The 16,554-nt window shown below is 71.7% G+C and carries 14 protein-coding genes; 11 read left to right on the top strand and 3 right to left on the bottom strand.

All coding sequences use genetic code 11. The features are described 5' to 3' along the window. Positions 1 to 43: 43 nt before the first annotated feature. The 9 genes from FN821_RS00910 (at position 44) to FN821_RS00870 (ending at position 9,862) form a co-directional block, all read left to right on the top strand. A complete protein-coding gene (locus tag FN821_RS00910) occupies positions 44 to 979 on the top strand; it encodes a rhomboid family intramembrane serine protease (protein WP_241660040.1) in 936 nt (311 codons plus the stop codon). A gap of 48 nt (positions 980 to 1,027) precedes the next feature. Next, positions 1,028 to 2,269, top strand: a complete 1,242-nt coding sequence (locus FN821_RS00905; protein ID WP_165489178.1) for an MFS transporter — start codon at positions 1,028 to 1,030, stop codon at positions 2,267 to 2,269. Between the two features lie 264 nt (positions 2,270 to 2,533). Then, the gene (locus tag FN821_RS00900; protein ID WP_165489177.1) at positions 2,534 to 3,070 is read left to right on the top strand and encodes a LysM peptidoglycan-binding domain-containing protein; all 537 of its coding nucleotides are present in this window, start codon (positions 2,534 to 2,536) and stop codon (positions 3,068 to 3,070) included. A gap of 152 nt (positions 3,071 to 3,222) precedes the next feature. Beyond that, positions 3,223 to 3,570, top strand: coding sequence for a contact-dependent growth inhibition system immunity protein (locus tag FN821_RS00895; RefSeq protein ID WP_131170669.1), 348 nt, complete (start codon positions 3,223 to 3,225; stop codon positions 3,568 to 3,570). 10 nt (positions 3,571 to 3,580) lie between these two features. Next, complete coding sequence (locus FN821_RS00890; protein WP_131170668.1) at positions 3,581 to 5,767, top strand: DEAD/DEAH box helicase; 2,187 nt, start codon at positions 3,581 to 3,583, stop codon at positions 5,765 to 5,767. Between the two features lie 292 nt (positions 5,768 to 6,059). Continuing rightward, positions 6,060 to 8,429, top strand: coding sequence for an alpha-amylase family glycosyl hydrolase (locus FN821_RS00885; protein ID WP_206661930.1), 2,370 nt, complete (start codon positions 6,060 to 6,062; stop codon positions 8,427 to 8,429). A gap of 264 nt (positions 8,430 to 8,693) precedes the next feature. After that, complete coding sequence (locus FN821_RS00880) at positions 8,694 to 8,948, top strand: type II toxin-antitoxin system VapB family antitoxin (protein ID WP_131170667.1); 255 nt, start codon at positions 8,694 to 8,696, stop codon at positions 8,946 to 8,948. Further along, positions 8,945 to 9,331: a type II toxin-antitoxin system VapC family toxin gene (locus FN821_RS00875; protein WP_131170666.1), complete on the top strand. Its 387-nt coding sequence runs from the start codon at positions 8,945 to 8,947 to the stop codon at positions 9,329 to 9,331. Before FN821_RS00880 ends, FN821_RS00875 begins: the two co-directional genes overlap by 4 nt. 21 nt (positions 9,332 to 9,352) lie before the next feature. Then, entirely contained in the window at positions 9,353 to 9,862 is a 510-nt protein-coding gene (locus FN821_RS00870; RefSeq protein ID WP_131170665.1) for a SixA phosphatase family protein, read from the top strand. A gap of 209 nt (positions 9,863 to 10,071) precedes the next feature. Here FN821_RS00870 and FN821_RS00865 read toward each other — a convergent pair whose 3' ends face one another. After that, a complete protein-coding gene (locus FN821_RS00865; protein ID WP_131170664.1) occupies positions 10,072 to 13,110 on the bottom strand; it encodes an AAA family ATPase in 3,039 nt (1,012 codons plus the stop codon). Between the two features lies 1 nt (position 13,111). Then, a complete protein-coding gene (locus FN821_RS00860) occupies positions 13,112 to 14,362 on the bottom strand; it encodes an exonuclease SbcCD subunit D (protein WP_131170663.1) in 1,251 nt (416 codons plus the stop codon). 364 nt (positions 14,363 to 14,726) lie between these two features. Between FN821_RS00860 and cysE the strand changes: the two genes are divergently transcribed. Both cysE and FN821_RS00850 read left to right on the top strand, forming a co-directional pair. Further along, positions 14,727 to 15,647, top strand: coding sequence for a serine O-acetyltransferase (gene cysE, locus FN821_RS00855; protein ID WP_241660039.1), 921 nt, complete (start codon positions 14,727 to 14,729; stop codon positions 15,645 to 15,647). A gap of 188 nt (positions 15,648 to 15,835) precedes the next feature. Continuing rightward, positions 15,836 to 16,207, top strand: a complete 372-nt coding sequence (locus FN821_RS00850; protein ID WP_131170662.1) for a Rieske 2Fe-2S domain-containing protein — start codon at positions 15,836 to 15,838, stop codon at positions 16,205 to 16,207. A gap of 30 nt (positions 16,208 to 16,237) precedes the next feature. Here the strand turns inward: FN821_RS00850 and FN821_RS00845 are convergent, their stop codons facing one another. Next, positions 16,238 to 16,480 (bottom strand): hypothetical protein, encoded by a 243-nt coding sequence (locus FN821_RS00845; protein ID WP_131170661.1) that lies wholly within the window; start codon positions 16,478 to 16,480, stop codon positions 16,238 to 16,240. Positions 16,481 to 16,554 lie beyond the last annotated feature (74 nt).

The following is a 16,554-nucleotide window of genomic DNA, read 5'->3' as shown; positions in this document are numbered from 1 at the left end:
GACGCTCGGGCGCCCGGACGGGGTGGCGTCGTAGTGTTGCGGCGTGGATTTCAGCGCCCCCCAGGCTCCGCCGCCTCTGTACGGCTGCTATCGCCATCCCGATCGCGGCACGCGGATCGGCTGCCAGCGGTGCGGACGCCCCATCTGCGGCGACTGCATGCTGCAGGCCCCAGTGGGATTCCAGTGCCCTGACTGCGTCGCCGAGGCGCAGGCGCAGGTGCGGCCGGCCATGGCGCGGGCGCAGCGGGCGAGCGTGCTCCGGTCGATCAAGACGGCTCCGGCGACGCTGACCCTGATCGCGTTGAACGTCGCCGTCTGGCTAGGCATCACGCTCACCGGCGGCGACAGCAGCCGGCTCGTCGACCAGCTGGCCCTGCACGCCAACGCCACCTGCGGCATCGGCGACGCGACCTACATCCGGGTGACGGCGGCGGCCTGCGCGGCGTCCGGCGGCGTGTACTTCCCGGGGGTTTCACAGGGGGCCTGGTGGCAGATCCTGACCAGCGCCTTCACTCACATCAGCCCGGTGCACATCGGCTTCAACATGTTGGCTCTGTGGTTCCTGGGGCCGCAGCTTGAACGGGTCCTCGGCCTGGGCCGCTTCGTGGCGCTCTATGCGCTCTCGGCGCTGGCCGGCTCGGCCGCCGTCTACTGGCTGGCCGACCCCGACAGCACGACCGTCGGCGCATCCGGTGCCGTGTTCGGCCTGATGGGCGCGCTGTTGGTCATCGCCTGGCGGCGCGGCGGCGACCTGCAGAACCTGCTGATGTGGCTCGGCATTAACATCGCGTTCACGTTCTTCGGCGGCGCCGGCATCTCGTGGCAGGGCCACCTCGGCGGCCTCGCCGGCGGCCTCGCCATCGCGGGCATCTCCATGCTCGACCGCGGCCGGGCCAGCGCACGAACCTGGCTGCTACTCGGCCTGGTCGGCCTGGCGCTAGTCGCGGTCATCGCCGTCCGGGTGCTGGGCCTGGCCTGACGGCAGCTGGTCGAGGGCCCCCAGCACGGCCGGTGCGAGGATGGGCGGGTGCAGCAGCGATCGAGCGTCTTCACCCAGCGCGGCTTCCGTCCGTTCTGGCTGGGCCAAGGGCTCAGCCAGGTGGGGTTCCAGTTCTCGGCGCTGGCGATGCCGGTGGTCGCGGTGCTGCTGCTGCACGCGACGGAGGCCCAGCTGGGCTACCTGAACGCGTCCGAGACGGCGGCGTTCCTGCTCGTCGGGCTGCTGGCCGGCGGCTGGGTCGACCGGTGGCGCAAGCGCCGCGTGATGCTCGTCGCGGACCTGGTCCGCGCGGGGGCGTCCCTGCCGATCCCGATCGCGTTCCTGACGGGCCACCTGGCCATGTGGCAGTTGTACGTGGTGGCTGGCGTCCTGGGCATCGCGACGGTGTTCTTCGACGTCGCCTACCAGGGCTACGTGCCCATCCTGGTCGACGACGAGCACGTGGCCGACGCCAACGGCGTCCTCGAGGGCACGTCGCAGGTCGCGCGGCTGGGTGGTCCGGCGCTGGCCGGCCTGCTGTTGAAGCTGGTCTCGGCGCCCGTGCTGATCCTCGTCCACGCCGTCACGTTCCTCGCGTCCGCCGCGAGCTTGGCCCTGATCCGGGACGCCGAGGTGCGGCGTCCGCTCGAGGACCGGCGTCCGCTACGGACCGAGATCGCCGAGGGCATCCGGTTCGTCGCCTCTCACCCGGTGCTGCGGGCCGTGACCGCCACCACCGCGCTGACGAACGTGGGCTCGACGATCCTGTTCACGCTCGAGCCCCTGCTCGTGCTGCGGAGGCTGGGCATCGACCCGTCGATCTTCGGGGTGGCGTTGTCGGTGGGGGCCGTCGGCGGGCTGGCCGGGTCCGTCGTTGCGCCGCGGCTGGCGCGCCGCATCGGGGAGGGTCCGACCCTGCGCTGGATGATCCTGCTCTCGGTCGCCGGCTCGGCGCTCCTGCCGCTGCTGGTGGTGTTCCCGCGCGCCTGGACCGTGGCGGTGCTGTGCCTGACCAGCGTGGTGTTCTCGTTCTCGGTCGTGGTCTACAACGTGATCCAGGTGACGGCGCGGCAGCGGCTCTGCCCGCGCGAGCTGCTCGGACGCATGAACGCGTCGATCCGGTTCGTCGTCTGGGGCGTCATGCCGCTGGCGGCGCTGCTCGCGGGCTGGCTCGGCACCACCATCGGGCTGATCGGGGCGCTGTGGGTCGGCGTCGGCGTGGCGGCCCTGTCGTGCCTCCCGCTGTGGGTGGGGGCCGTGGGTCGGCTGCGGACGTTCCACGACTCCTGACGCGTCCGGGGCGAGGCTCAGGACGCCGCCAAGCCGGACGGCGGCCTGGTGCCGTCGCTCCTCGGCGCCGCAGCGGATGGCGGCCAGGTCTCAGACCGGACGCCACCGAATCCCTCGCGACAAGCACTTTTGAACCAGGCGTCGTTCGTTACCCAACCGAGACCCGGCCCTATGCCCCCGCCTGGACGCGGGCCCTAGCCTGAATGGGCGGCGGCACAGGGAATGCCGCCGCAAGCCCACTACGGGGCAACTGAAAGGAACATCATGGGATTGTTCGACGCGATCAAGGACGCGCTCACGTTTGACGACAAGGATCGTCTCGACCTCGCCCAGAAGGAAGTGGCGAAGCTACAGGCCGATCTGACGAAGGCGCGCGACGCGGGCGACTCCGCCGCCATCGCCGACATCCAGACCCGTCTGGACGCCGCCGAGGCCACCGCTCACGATCTCGGCGTCAAGCTCGGCACGGTCGTCGACCACAACGCCGAGGCCACCCCGGTCCCCGTGGAGCCGTCTCCGGTTCCCGAGCCCGACATCGTTGCCGAGCCGGTCGTCGAGGCTGCGCCGGTCGTGACTCCCGAGCCCGTCGCCGCGGCGCCCGCCCCGGTCCCCGAGCCCGCGCCGGCCCCGGCTCCCGCTCCGGCCGCCCCCGAGTACCGCACCTACACCGTCAAGAAGGGCGACACCCTGTCGGCCATCGGCCGCCACTACGGCGTCCCCTACATGGCGATCGCGAAGCTCAACAACATCAAGAACCCCGACCTGATCTACCCGGGCCAGGTCTTCAACATCCCGAACTGACCTTCGGGCATCCAGTCGGACGCCGAGCCCTCGCCCTTCCCGGGCGGGGGCTCGGTTCTGTCCGAGGGCCCGTCTACGCTCACCCCTGTCGCTCGCTGTCGGCCAGGCTGGATGCCAGTCGGACGTTCTCGCGCCGCGACGAAGGGAGGAGCATGGCGACCGACGCGACCATCAACCAGCTCGAAGGTCTCACCGAGCGGCCCGCTGGGCTGAGCGTGCAGGGCGCGCTGGCCCGCGACCTGCGCAACGTGCCGCTCGCCCGTCTGACGGTGGCCGATCTGCGCGTCCTGCTGCTGGAGGGCGAGGGCCTGGCGCACGTCGTCCCGCTGGCCCTCGACATCGTGACCGACGACCCGGACGCCTCCAGCGGGGCCTTCCGCGGCGACCTGCTGGCGGCGGTCGAACGTGTTCCGAGCGGCTTCTGGCTGACCCATCCGGACCTGCGCCGCCGCGTCGAGAAGATCCAGGCCGCCCGGCTCAGGGCGGCCTTCGGCGACTAGCCTCGTGCCGATGACCGACCAGCCCCGCCCGCCCCTCGGCGGTGACGCCCGCCCCGTCCTGCAGGCCGGCGCCGCGCTGTTGGCCGACGGCATGTGGCTGGCGTCCACCCTGGACGCCGCCCGTCGCGCCGTCATCGACGCGCACCGCGTCCTGGCCGAGCCGCAGATTCGTCCGCGCCTCGCAGAACTGGGCATCGAGCGCCTGCGGGAGTCGACCGGCGGACGCGTCCGGCTCGCTGGTCTCCCCGAGGCCGGCTTCCTGACCGTCGGTGACCTCGTGGACGCCGACCCGGCGCGCCTGGACGCCGTCCCCGGCATCGGCCCGCAGACCGCCCGGACGCTCCGCGCCGCCGCGCAGCAGATCGCGGACGCCGTGGCCGCGAGCGTCCAGGTGCGGGTCGAGAACGACCCGGAGAACCGGGAGACCACGCCGCTGGTGGTGGCGGTCACCCGTCTTTCCCGCCTGTTGCCGGCCGCGAAGACGCTCAAGGTGCTGCCTGACCAGGTGGTCCCGGCCCTGCAACACGACGTGGCGGCGGCCGCGCCGACGGCGTCCAGAATCGGCTGGCTCTTCACCGGACGCGACCGCAAGGACGCCGCGACGATCGCCTACTGGCGCGTCGACCAGGCCGCGCGGTGGGCGTCCGAGAACCGGATCGCCGACCGGGTGGCGGCCGTCCGGTCGATCGCCGAGGCGCCGCCCACCGCAGCGGAAGCCTGGTCGGGGTTCGCGGCGGACCCGTCCGCGTTCTACACCCTGCTCGGCGAGACCGTCGGCCTGCGGCTGGACGTGGCCGCCGTCGAGGGCTATCTGCCGAGCGAGATCGTGGAGCGCATCCAGGCGCTCCGGCTCGACGACGAGTACAGCAACGTGAACCTGCGCGGCTACCAGAGCTTCGGCACCAAGTTCGCGCTGGTGCAGAAGCGGGTGATCCTGGGCGACGAGATGGGCCTGGGCAAGACGATCCAGGCGCTCGCGGGGCTGGCGCACCTGCGGGCGCAGGGGCAGACGCTGTTCCTGGTGGTGTGCCCGGCGTCCGTGATCGTGAACTGGCTGCGCGAAATCCGGCGGCACTCGCGTCTGGTCGAGTTCCGGCTGCACGGAGACGGGCGCGACGGCGCCCTGAACGAGTGGCTGGCGCGCGGCGGCGTCGCCGTGACGACGTACGACACGGCCGGCGCGCTGGACCTGCCGGCCGACCTGCGGATCGCCGCGCTCATCGTCGACGAGGCCCACCTGGTGAAGAACCCGGAGGCGAAGCGCTCTCAGCTGGTCGGACGCCTAGGCAAGCAGGCCGACCACGTCTGGTACCTCACCGGCACGCCCATGGAGAACCGCGTCGAGGAGTTCCGGCGGCTCATCAAGCGGCTGCAGCCGGCGGTCGAGTTGGACTTCTCGGCCGTGGACGCCCTCGCCGGACCCGCCCGCTTCCGCGCCGCGGTCGCGCCGGTCTACCTGCGCCGCAACGCCGACGACGTGCTGCTGGAGCTGCCCGAGTTGGTCCGCAAGGACGAGTGGTGCGAGTTCACGGTCGCCGAGCGCCGGGCCTACGACGACGCGGTGCGGTCGGGCAACTTCTCGGCGATGCGGAGGGCGTCCTTCTCGTCGACCGATCCGGTCGCCTGCAGCAAGATCAACCGCCTGCTCAACTTGGTCTCCACCGCGCTGGCGAACGGACGCCGCGTCGTCGTCTTCAGCTACTTCCTGAGCACGCTCGCCACGGTGACCGCGGCGCTGCGGGAGTCGGGCGTCTGCCCCGAGGTCCTCGGACCCCTTACCGGGTCGACGCCCGCTGCCGAGCGGCAGGCGATGGTGGACGCCCTCAGCGCGCCCGACGGGCCGCGGGTGTTGGTGGCCCAGATCCAGGCCGGAGGCGTCGGGCTCAACATGCAGGCAGCGTCCGTCGTGATCATCTGCGAGCCGCAGGTGAAGCCGACGATGGAGACCCAGGCCATCGCCCGGACGCACCGGATGGGCCAGCTCAACAACGTGACCGTCCATCGGCTGCTCACCGACGACACGGCCGACGAGCGCATGGTCGAGATTCTCGACGTGAAGACCGAACTGTTCGACGCCTACGCGCGCACGTCTGCGATGGCGGACGCCACCCCGGCGGCCGTCGACATCAGCGAGGTGGCACTCGCGCGCCAGGTGGTGGCCGCCGAGCAGTCCCGGCTGCAGCTGCCGTTGCAGTGAGGCGGACGCCGCAGCTGAGCGGGCTTCGACAGGGTCAGCTCGTGGACGCCGAGAGACGGCGTGAGGCATGCCGACAGGGACTTCCGAACAGGCTTCGACCAGCTCAGCCAACGGAATTCGTCACCGCTTGGCGCTCCCCGAGGGCCCAGCCGTCGCTGCCGGCTCCCGCTCAGCCCACCCGCGCAGCGCTCCCTGACGTCGCGACGCGCTCGGCCTCAAAGTGATCCTGTGATGCGGGACGCCAGCGGTCAACGTTCACCCAAACGCGCAGACGTGTGTCAAGGTAGCCCTCGTGCATACCGGCGCCCAGGCATCCGACTTTGCCGCGGCGGGCGCCGAGGCGTGGGCGGACGCGGGGCGTCCGATGGGGGCCGCCTACGACGCGACAACGGGAATCACGACGTTCGCCGTCCACGCGCCAGCGGCGACCCGAGTGATGCTGGAGCTCTACCGGACGGCGACCGGCTCGGACGCGTCCGCCGAATACGACCTCGTCCGGGGACGTGACGGCGTCTGGTGCACCGGGGTCGCCGGCGTCGGGCACGGCACTTTGTACGCCTTCCGCTGCTGGGGGCCGAACTGGCCGTCGGACCCGGCCTGGAAGCGTGGCGGCTCGCCTGCGGGCTTCCGCAGCGACCTCGACAGCGAGGGCAATCGCTTCAACCCGAACAAGGTGCTCTTCGATCCGTACGCGCGCGAGCTGACGCACACCCCTCTGTCGAGCGCGGTGACGAAGGCGGGGGCGTCCGCCCGGATCTTCGCGACCGGCCCGATGCCGTATGCCGGACGCCCCTCGCGCGACGTCGACACCGGACGGGTCGCCCCGAAGGGCATCGTCGTGATCGACGAGACGTCCACGGGCGGACGCTCCGCCCCGCCCGGCTACAGCCCGTCGATCTACGAAGCGCACGTCAAGAACCTGACGATGCACCCGTCGGCGTCCTCGTTGCGGTCGCTCCTGGGCGCGACGCCCGGCTTCGAGGGTGTGGTCGACGTGCCGGCCGAACTGCGGGGGACGTACGCCGGGGCGTCCTATCTGGCGCCCTACCTGCGCGCGCTCGGGGTGACAGCGATCGAACTGATGCCCGTCCACGAGACCGACACCGACTGCGAGGGCGCGTCCGCCGGGACGACGAACCACTGGGGCTACCAGACGATCGGGTTCTTCGCGCCGAACCGCGACTACGCGTCTGACAAGACCGCTGGCGGGCCGACGCGCGAGTTCAAGCAGATGGTGCGCGCGTTCCACGACGCCGGCATCGAGGTCATCGCGGACGTCGTCTACAACCACACCGGCGAGGGCGGCCACTGGTACGACGACCTCAACACGACCGGTTTCACGACGCTGGGCGGCTTCGGCACGGCCGAGTACTACGTGATGACGCCCGATCACCACCTCGTCGACGGCGCCACCGGCACCTCGAACCAGCTGAACTTCAGTTCGTGGGCGTCCCGCCAACTGGTGCTCGACTCGCTGTCGTACTGGCACGACGTCATGGGCGTCGACGGCTTCCGCTTCGACCTGGCGCCGGTGCTTGGACGCCGCCCCAACCTGGCGCCGCGTGACGACTGGGGACGCCAGCGCCGGTTCTTCAGCGACCATCCGCTGCTGACGTCGGTGCGCAACCTGGCCGTCATGGAGGGCTTCGAGATCATCGCCGAGCCCTGGGACCTATGGGGCAACGAGGTCGGCAACTTCCCAACCGGCTGGCTCGAGTGGAATGGCACCTTCCGGGACGCCGTCCGCCGGTTCTGCCGCGGCGACGGCAACACCGGCGAGTTCGCGTACGAACTGAACGGCCAGTTCGGCGGCAGCGGACGCGCGCCCCAGCCGCGGTCGATCAACTTCGTGGACGCCCACGACGGCTTCACGATGATGGACCTGGTCTCGTTCAACCGGAAGCACAACCACCAGCCGGCGCCGTTCGGGCCCTCGGACGGCGGGTCCGACGACAACCTGTCGTGGGACTCCGGCTCCGACCATCGGCTCCGCCGCGCGCGGTGGCGCAACAACTGGCTGCTGGTGTTCCTGGCGCGGGGCATCCCGATGGTGGTGTCGGGCGACGAGTACGGACGCACCCAGAACGGCAACAACAACCCGTGGGCTTTGAACACCCTCGCCATGTGGAACAACTGGGCGCAGGCGGCATCGGAGGCGCCGACCCGGGTGCCGGTGGACCCCGCTCGCGGGCCGGCCGGCCCCAGCTACTACGACGTCGTCGGCACCACGGACGGCGTCGGCGTCAACCCGCTGCTGACGTTCGCGCGGTTCGTCGCGCACTTGCGGCGCGAGAACGCCGTCCTGCACCAAGCGCCCTGGGGCGGCGTCCTGGGTTCGAACGAGGCTGCGTACCGCGTGTTTCGTCCGGACCTGAAGGGCGCACCGGCCGAGGGCGACCGTGCGCTGGCGGTCCAGATCGATCGGCACCACAGCGGCGGGCCCGCGTACCTGCTGCTGGTGAACATGTGGATCGACCCCGTGCAGTTTTCGGTGCCGTCGCTGTTCGGGACCGGCGCCCGGTGGGCTCGGGTCGTCGACACGGCGCCCTGGGCCGAGGCTGAGGGCAACTGCTGGGACGCCGACGTCGCGGCCACCGTGGGCGCGGACGGGTACTCCGTCCAGCCGTGGTCCTGCGTCCTGCTCCAGGTGACCGGGACCTAGCGGGCGTCCACCAGCCAAGCACGCCACCCCCTTCCCGCCACCCGAACGCGCCGCCCGATCCCGCCGCCCCGGCAACGGCCGCCGCTCCAGCCGTCCACGCCGCCCTCACCGGGACGAGTCCGACGCGGCCGACGACATCAGGAGCCCGGACCCGGCGTGGCGACTCGATCATGTCGGACTCATCCCGAACCGTCGGCCCGAACGCCCGACGGCCTGGACACAATCTTCCTTCTCTTCAAGACTTCTTCCTTCTAAGATCCCACCATGGCTCTGAACATCAAGGACGAGACCACCGACCGGCTTGCGCGCCAGCTGGCGGCGACCACCGGCGAGTCGCTGACGGACGCGATCCGCGCCGCTGTCACGGAACGGCTGGCCCGCGAGAAGCGGCGGCAGTCGTCGTCGAAGCGCGCGTCCGGCCTAGGGCGGTTCATCGATCGCGGACGCCGGCGCGCGACGGTCGACCACCGCAGCCCTGACGACATCCTGGGGTACGACGCGGACGGTCTCCTGACGTGATCGTGGACACGTCCGCCCTCGTCGCAGTCATCTTGGGTGAGCCGGACGCCGAGCGCTACCTCGACGCCATGGCGGCCGCGGACGAACTGTCGGTGTCGGCCGCGTCCCTGGTCGAGGCCTTGATCGTCGTCGAGGCGAAGCAGGGGCCGGAGGCGTCCGACGACCTTCAGGCGCTCCTCGCAGAACTCGAGGCGCGGGTTGAACCGCTGGACGAGTCGCAGGCGATCCTGGCCAGTCGGGCGTGGCGACGGTTCGGCAAGGGGCGGCATCCGGCGGGGCTCAATCTGGGGGACACCTTCGCGTACGCGCTCGCCACGGCGACCGGTCGACCGCTGCTCTACAAGGGCGCGGACTTCGACGCCACCGACGTGGCCAAGGCCTAGTTCGACCGGCAGGATGGGTCCATGACGCGACGACTGTTGTTGATCAGGCACGCCGAGGCCGGCGCGACCCCCGTCGGCGGCACGGACCACGAGCGTTCGCTGTCATCGCACGGCGTCCGGCAGGCGCGGGAGATCGGACGCCTCGTCGCGTCCGGGGTCCTGCCGCGGCCCGACATCGTGATCACGTCGGACGCCGCCCGCGCCAGGCAGACCTGGGCCGAGGCCGCTACGGCCGGCCGTCTGGTCGAGGCGTCACCGCTGCGCGAGCTGTACGGGGCGTCCTACGACTCGCTGGTCGAACTGATCGGGGGGACAGCGGACCACGTCGAGGTGCTGGCAGTGGTCGGCCATGCGCCCGAGGTGCCCAGCCTGGCCAACTCCGTCGACGACGCGCGCCCGGAGGGCATGGTCAGCTATGGCTGGCCGCCCGCAGGGGTCGGAGTGATCGAGATCGAGGGACCGTGGTCCGACTTCCCGGACGCCGGCGCCCGGCTGGTGTTCACCAGAGCAGTCGAGCCGGACGAGAGCTGACCCTGGCCCGAGCCCACGCCGTCAGCCCGCACCACGGCTGCTGGTGCTCATGCCGGCCGCGTCGCCCCGCAAAGCCTGGCGCCCGCACCGGCCACGCGGACGGCCCGACACTCCGGCCCCCGCCTACCCCGCTGATGCAACCTGAGCCGAGTGCCGCTGCAAACGGTTCGTCTGCGCGACCGAACCGGAAAGCTCAAGCGGCCCTCCTCCTACCCCGCCAGCGCCGGCTGCGGATCGGTGCTGCACGCGAGCGTTGATGTGCCGTCCCGCCGCGGGATGACGGTGATGCGTTCGGCGATGCGCTGCTTCATGTCGGCCACGTGGCTGACGACGCCCACGCAACGGCCGCCCTCGCGCAGGGCGCTCAGCTGATCCATCACCATGTCGAGCGCATCGGGGTCGAGCGAGCCGAAGCCCTCGTCCACGAACAGGGTGTTGAGTTCGATGCCGCCGGCCTCGGAGGTCACCGCGTCCGCAAGACCGAGCGCCATCGCCAACGCCGCCTGGAACGTCTCACCGCCGGACAGCGTCTTCGGGTCGCGGGCCGCATCTCCGGACGCGTGATCGACGACGTCGAGGCCGAGCCCCAGCTTGTGCGAGCGACCCTCACGGGCGTCCGTACGGCGCAGCGAGTACCGGCCACCCGTCATCGCCCCGAGCCGGACGTTGGCGAGGTCGACCACCTCCTCGAACCGCCGCAGCAGCACGAACGTCGGCAAGGTGACGTTGTCGAGGTTCTGCCCGGTGCCGTTGGCGACGTCGGCCATCCGCAGGTAGGGCTCTGCCTCCGCCCGCACGCTGTTCACCTCGTCCACGCAGGAGCGCAGTTCATCGGACGCCTCCGTTGCCAGCCGGACGCCGCGCGCCGCCGCCCCGCTCTCGCGAAGCGCAGTCTGGGCAGCGTCGTGAGCCAGTGCGGACGCCTCCGCCAGCGGACCCTCATCGGCCGCCTCGGCACTCGCCAGCGCCATGAGCTGCGGGTCGGCGAGCCGCTCGGCCACGCGCGCCTCCTGCGCCTGATGCTCGCTGACCAGCGCGGCCAGGCGTCGTCGCTCGGACTCTGCGAGCAGGGCCGCCCGTGCCTCGTCGTCCGCGGCGAAACCTCGCTCGGCCAGCACCACCGCCAGCTCGTCCGAGCGATGCCGCAGCTCAACCTCCGCCTGCTCGGCCTTGCGTAAGAGGACCGCCAAGCGCTGGGCACGCTCCGCACGACGAGCCAGGACGAGCGCTCGCTCTGCTACCGAGCCGTACCCGTCGAGCTCATCGGCGACGCGGAGGCGGTCCTGGTCGAGCCGCTCCGCCCGGACCGCCAGCCCACCCTTGTCCGAGGCCAACTGCTGTTCGTCGTCCCGGAGCCGTCGTTCACGGTCGTCGGCGCCGACGAGCAGCTCTTCGATCCTGACCCTGAGCTGGTCGGACGCCTCGACGGCCCGCTCAGCGGCCCGGATGCGGAGCGTCGCCGCGGACACGGCCTCCTCCGCCTCCCGCAGGGTCAGGTCACCGACCACGTCCTGCTGATCGGCCATGGCCGTCGCCAGCGCGTCCGAGCGCGCGACCGCGGCTGCCAGATGCTGGCCCGCTTCTCGCGAGTCCGCGTCCAGTTGCTCGACCCGAGCCCTCGACACCGCGCCCTTCGGAAGCCGCGCGGGAGCCGGATGGTCCAGCGAACCGCACACGGGACAAGCCGAGCCGTCCTCGAGTTCGGTCGCCAGCGTGCCCGCCAGCCCCGCGAGCCAGGCCGTCCGGGCCTGGTCGTACGCCGTCTGCGCCGCCTCGGACGCCTCGCGCGCCTCGCCCTCGACGCCGCGCGCCTCCACGTACTCCGCCGCCACCCGCTCCAGCCGACGCACCTCGTCCAGCCGGCCCTGCGCCTCGACTCCCAGAGCCACGCACTGCCCGAGCGTGGCGGCGATGGCCCGCACGGCGTCCAGTTCCGGCATCAGTTGGGACGCCTGCGCGCGGTCCGCGGCGACGCGCTTCTGCTCGACCACGATGGCGGAGCGGCGCTCGGCGAGCCGCTCCAGATCCAACTTGAGGGACGCCGCCCGCCCGGGCAGCGCCGCTTCGGTTTCGACGACGGTCGTCAGCGCCGAGCGCCGTTCGCGGGCGCTCAGGCTCGCGGCCTCGAGTTCCTCCGGGCCGACGGACTCACCCAACAAGTCGGCGTCCGGGCTGTCGGCCACCTGGGCCCGACCCCGCGCCGCCTCGGCGTTCGCCCCCTCGCACGCGGCCTTGGCCTTCGTCACTGCGTCCAGGGGACGCCGCACGTGCTCGGCCCGCTCGGCCGCCTCCACGCGCTCGGCCGCCTCGGCGACCTCGGACGCCGCCGCCGCGAGCCGCGCTGAGCGCTCGTCCAGCCGGACCCGCTCCGCGATCAGCCCGTTCCGTTCCACCGCAGCGCGCAGGACCCCGTCCGCCGCCGACCACGCCGCCTCGGCCTCGCCCGCCACGACCGCGGCGCGAGCTGCCGTCGCTGTCACCGCGGCCACCTGCGCCTCAGCGAGCGCCAGCACTGTGGCCGAGTCCCCGGACGTCACCGCCGCCGCGAACTCCTCCGCCGCCGGGTCATCCGCCGACCACGCGACGCGTCCAAAGCTGGCCGCGGCCTGACCCAGCGCGAGCTGCGCGGCGGCGTCCCGGGATCGATACCCCGAGGCGAGCCCCGCCAACTGGCGCGCGACGCGCTCGTAGAACTCGGTGCCGAAGATGTCCTGGAGGACGCCGCGGCGATCCTCCGGCTTGGCGCGCAGGAAGGTCGCGAAGTGCCCCTGCGGCAGCACGACCGTCTGCGTGAACTGCTCCTTGGTCAGGCCGATCGCCCGCTGGAGCTCCTCGGTGGCGTCCTGCAGCGACGTCGACAACAACGTGCCCTCGTCGCCCGGATGAGCCAGCTTCCACAGCTTGATGGACGCCTTGCCGATCGTCGTGCCGTTGCCGCGTGACTTGCGCCGCTCGTACTGCGGCACCCGCCGGACGCGCAGCAGCCCGCGCGAGGTCTCGAGGATGGCGTCCACGTACGGCTCGCACCCCGGACGCAGCTGCGTCGACACCAGCCGCCCCTTGGACGAGTCGACCCCGGCCACATCGCCGTACAGCGCGAACACGATCGCGTCGATGATCGTCGTCTTGCCCGACCCGGTCGGACCCTCCAGCAGGAACAACCCGCCCTCGCCCAGCGCCTGCAGGTCGATCGTGTGGCGGCCGGTGAACGGCCCGATGCCCTCGAACTCCAACGTCAGCAGTTGCATCTCAGCCCACCGCCTCCGCAGCCCGGACGCCCTCGTACGCCTCGCGCAGCACCAGCCGTTCGCGCGCGTCGGGCGCCTTGCGCCGGACGACTGCCACGAACTCCTCCAGCACCCCGAGCGGGTCGGACGCCTCGCGCGCCATGCCCGGCAGGTGCGGACGCTCGGCCGCTTCCCCCACGAAGTGGATCTCCAATGCGTGCGGGAAGGCCCGCTTCACGGTGTTGGCCAGATCGGCCGGACGATGGCGCCCCGTCACGAGCACGCGCACCCAGTGCTCGCGCTTGTCGTCGTGCCGTCCGCTCATCACCTCGTCGAGGCTGCCACGCACCTCCGACAGTTTTCGCGGGACCGGCGCGTCCACTAGCTCATGCCGGACGCCTCCCGCCCCGAACTCGACGAGCACGCTCGACTTGGTGTGATGGCGCTCCGAAAACGACATCGCCACCGGCGATCCCGAGTAACGCATCAGCGGGCCCGACCCGCTGGCAGGCTGGCCCCCTTCGACAAGCTCAGGGACCGGCGCTTCGACGGCGTCGGCACCCTGTCCGCGGACCCGCCCCACCCGCTGGGGACCGTGCAGGTGCCCAAGCGCCACGTAGTCGAGCCCCGACCCGTCGAACACGGCCGCGGGCACGGCGTCCACACCGCCGACCCGGATGTCGCGCTCGGAGTCGCTCGCCAGCCCCCCGCCCACGAAGGCGTGGGCCATCAGCACCGCGGGCGTCGGCTCCGAGGCCCGCCGTCCCGCCAGGTCGGCCGACACTCTCTTCACCACCGTCGCCATCGCGGACGCGTGCGATCGATGCAACGGCTCGTCCGACCAGGGCGCCAGCGTGACGCGCGCCGCGTCCGGGTCGAGATACGGCACCGCGTAGACCAGCAGCCCAGGCCCGCCCTGGGCGTCCGGAATGACGATCGGGGACGCCGCGTCCAGCGGACGCGGCCGGACGGCCAGCCGCTCGCGGAACAAGTCGGACCCGAAGCCCAGTCGGATCGCGGAGTCGTGATTGCCGGGCGTGATGACCACACGCGTCAGCTCGCACAGCCGGACCAGCGCGGACTCCAGCAGCGCCACCGCCTCCAGCGACGGGAACGCGCGGTCGTGCACGTCGCCGGCGACCAGAACGGCGTCCACCTTTTCGGACCGCACCGTCTCGACCAGATGGTCGAAGAACGCCGCGTGGGCAGACCCCAGGTCGACGCCGTGCAGCGTGCGCCCGAGGTGCCAGTCGGCGGTGTGCAGAATCCGCATGCTCGAACCCTACGAACCCCCACTGACAAAACCCGCGAGGCGGGGCCGGACGCCGATCCGCCCGGTCCGATCTGGGGACGCCGACGGCCCGATCGCCCTCTCGCCGGAGTCAACCCGTGCCATCCCCGCCAACGACCCCCACCACCCAGGCACCCCAGCCCGCCCAACCCGGATCTCGTCCCTCTCAAGGACGAATCCGCCGCGACTACAACGTCCAGCGCCCTTGAGAGTGACGAAAACCGTGTTGGTCCACGGCCGCGACCCGAGACGGAGCCCGCTGACGGCGTCCCGACCCTAAGGTCACCCCCATGGGCCGCACTGCGACCGGGGAACACCCGGACGCGCGCCGTTGTTGGTGCCAGGCGTGAGCCTGATCAGACCCGCCGACTTCGTGACCCACACGCCGACGCACCCGGGAGGATCCATGCGCATCGTCAGCGATGACCAGATCTGGGACCGCATCCGGTCCGAGGCGCTGGCGGACGCCGCCGCGGAGCCGGCGCTGGCCGGCTTCCTCAACACGGTCGTCCTCGGGCACAACTCGCTCGAATCCGCCCTGTCGTACCTGCTCGCCGCCAAACTCGAGAGCCCCGTCCTCAACGCGCTCACCCTGCGCGACCTGATCGAGCCTGTGTTCTGCTGCGACGGACCGGTCAAGGACGCCATCCGCGCCGACCTGCAGGCCGTGATGCAGCGCGACCCGGCCTGCCGCGGCTACTCGACGCCGCTGCTGTACTTCAAGGGCTTCCACTCGATTCAGGCCTACCGGGTCGCCCACCACTACTGGATGGCCCGCCGCGAGCCCCTCGCCCTGTTCCTCCAGTCGCGGATCTCCGAGGTCTTCGCCGTCGACATCCACCCGGGCGCGCGCCTCGGCAAGGGCCTGCTCTTCGACCACGCGACCTCGGTCGTCATCGGCGAGACGGCCGTCATCGAGGACGACTTCTCGATGCTCCACGAGGTCACCCTCGGCGGCACCGGCAAGATCGGCGGCGACCGGCATCCCAAGATCGGTCGCGGCGTCATGATCGGCGCCGGAGCCAAGGTCCTGGGCAATATCAAGGTCGGCGAGGGCGCCAAGATCGGCGCCGGATCAGTCGTCCTGCGCGACGTTCCGCCGCACACGACCGTCGCCGGCGTGCCGGCCAAGCCGGTGTCGATGCCGGCGGTTTCCTTCCCCGCCCTCGAGATGGATCAGACCTTCGACGGCACCCCGATCCGCAAGAAGAAGAAGCATCACGGCGAGCCCGAGGTCGGCGCCGGCGACGATCACATGATTGCCTGACGCCTAGCCGTCTGGCCGGTTTCACCACCCTCGGACGCCGCAGGCTCGGCTCCCTGTCACGGCGTCGTCCGCCTCGTCCGGTCTCCCGGCGGAGCCGCACGTCGCAGTCGACCGCCCGTCGGCGGGCAGCAGGCAAGAGCGCCGAGCGGCGCGGCTCCGACGCGTCCGTGACTCGTAGACTCGCCTCCATGACCGCGGACGCCTCCGGCACCTGGACGCCGCTCGTCGCGTCCGCCGAGGTCACCAAACAGCCCCAGCGGATCGTCTTGGCCGGCGTGGCGCTGGTCGTCTGGCGGGCCGCGCGCGGGCGTCCGGCGGTGTTCATCGACCGTTGTCCACACAAGGACTTTCCGCTGTCGTCCGGACGCCGCACCTTCTTCGGACGCCTCGTCTGCGACGCCCACGGCTGGGAGTTCGTGGCCGACGGCACGTGCGTCCGGGCGCCGGGACGCCCATGGTCCGAGGTGGCCGGACGGCACGCCTCCGTGGTGGAGTGCCGCGAGGCGGGCGGTCAACTGTGGGTCAGGACCACTCCCGAGGGGACGCCGCTCGTCGGCTGAGGCGTCCGATTGATCGCCGCCAGGCGCGGGTCAGCCGACCGCCACCAGCGGCAACCCGAGGACCAGCATCAGCAGCAACAGCGCCACGACAAGCACGTTCGCCGCGACGCGGCGCCACCCCCGGGACCGGGAGAGGCGTCCGGCGATCAGACCCCACTGCTCGATCTGACCCTCGGGGGTGGCGGGATGGTGTGCTGTGATCGGCAGGCCGGCGAGGACCACGGCGTGCGCCTGGCGCGAGTAGTCGTCTGGATCGATGGGGCGTTCGTCCATGAGCCGAGGATAGGAGTCCGACGGAGGGGTGTCACGAGCCCGGAGGCGACCGAGAGTCTCGAAGCCGAGCACTG

Origin of the sequence: Propioniciclava tarda, assembly GCF_900182665.1 — a bacterium.
Classification (GTDB): Bacteria; Actinomycetota; Actinomycetes; order Propionibacteriales; family Propionibacteriaceae; genus Propioniciclava; species Propioniciclava tarda.
This window is presented reverse-complemented; position numbering and strand designations above follow the sequence as displayed.